General features: G+C 56.1%; 1 protein-coding gene. It reads left to right on the plus strand.

The window, feature by feature from the left end; all coding sequences use genetic code 11:
* Window positions 1–69 precede the first annotated feature (69 nt).
* Window positions 70–1,129, plus strand: a protein-coding gene (locus tag CHB88_RS24070; protein WP_089401894.1) for an IS3 family transposase whose coding sequence is annotated in 2 segments (ribosomal slippage) — window positions 70–319 and window positions 319–1,129 — 1,061 coding nt annotated over the 2 segments. Because the reading frame shifts where the segments join, the coding sequence is not laid out codon by codon here. This gene is flagged as partial in the annotation.

The raw sequence follows: 1,129 nt of genomic DNA on the forward strand, positions 1-1,129 counted from the left end.
GGTAATCCTCCCGAAAAGTAAGCGGGCATGAAGGTAGAATTTTCTCTAATCAAAACGAGGAAGTTTTACATGAAGAAGTCGCGCTTTTCGGAAAGCCAGATCATTGCCATTCTCAAGCAAGCCGACGCTGGCACTCCAATTCCGGAACTATGCCGGGAACACGGCATGAGCTCTGCTCTGTTTTACCGCTGGCGTAGCAAGTTCGGCGGCATGGACGCTTCGATGATGGCACGGCTGAAGGAACTCGAAGAGGAGAACCGCCGCCTGAAGAAGATGTATGCCGAAGAGCGCCTGAAGGCTGAGATCGTCGCAGAGGCACTGCAAAAAAAGTGGTAGCGCCATCTCGGCGACGCGAGATGGCGCAATGGGCCGTACAAGACAAGGCTGCCAGCATTCGCGTGGCATGCCAGGCGTTTGGCATCAGCCAAACCTGCTACCGGCATCAAGCTAAGCTGTCTTCAGAGAACAGTGAGATTGCAGACTGGCTGATCCGTCTGACGGCGAACCAGCGCAACTGGGGTTTCGGCCTGTGCTTCCTGTACCTGCGCAACGTCAAAGGCTATGGCTGGAATCACAAGCGCGTTTATCGAATTTACCGGGCGCTGGAACTGAACCTGCGCATCAAGCCGAAGAAGCGTCTGGTGCGCGAGAAACCGGAGCCGCTGTCCGAGCCGACGGCACCCAACCAGGTATGGTCGATGGACTTCATGCATGACCAACTGTCGGACGGCCGCAGCATTCGGTTATTCAATGTGATCGATGACTTCAACCGCGAGGGCCTGGACATTGAAGTAGATTTCTCGCTTCCGTCCGAGCGGGTGATCCGCTCACTGGAGCGCATCATCGAATGGCGCGGCAGACCGGATCGGATACGCTGTGACAATGGCCCGGAATACGTCAGCGCCGCACTGATGGCATGGGCAAATCGGCGTGGCATTCATGTCGAATTCATCCAACCCGGCAAGCCGCAGCAGAATGCTTACATCGAGCGCTACAACCGGACGGTGCGTTATGACTGGTTAGCATACTACCTGTTCGACACCATCGAGGACGTGCAGGAATTCGCAACCCGATGGCTATGGACCTATAATCACGAGCGTCCCAACATGGCCATCGGCGGCATCACGCC

The organism is Noviherbaspirillum humi (assembly GCF_900188095.1).
GTDB lineage: Bacteria > Pseudomonadota > Gammaproteobacteria > Burkholderiales > Burkholderiaceae_D > Noviherbaspirillum > Noviherbaspirillum humi.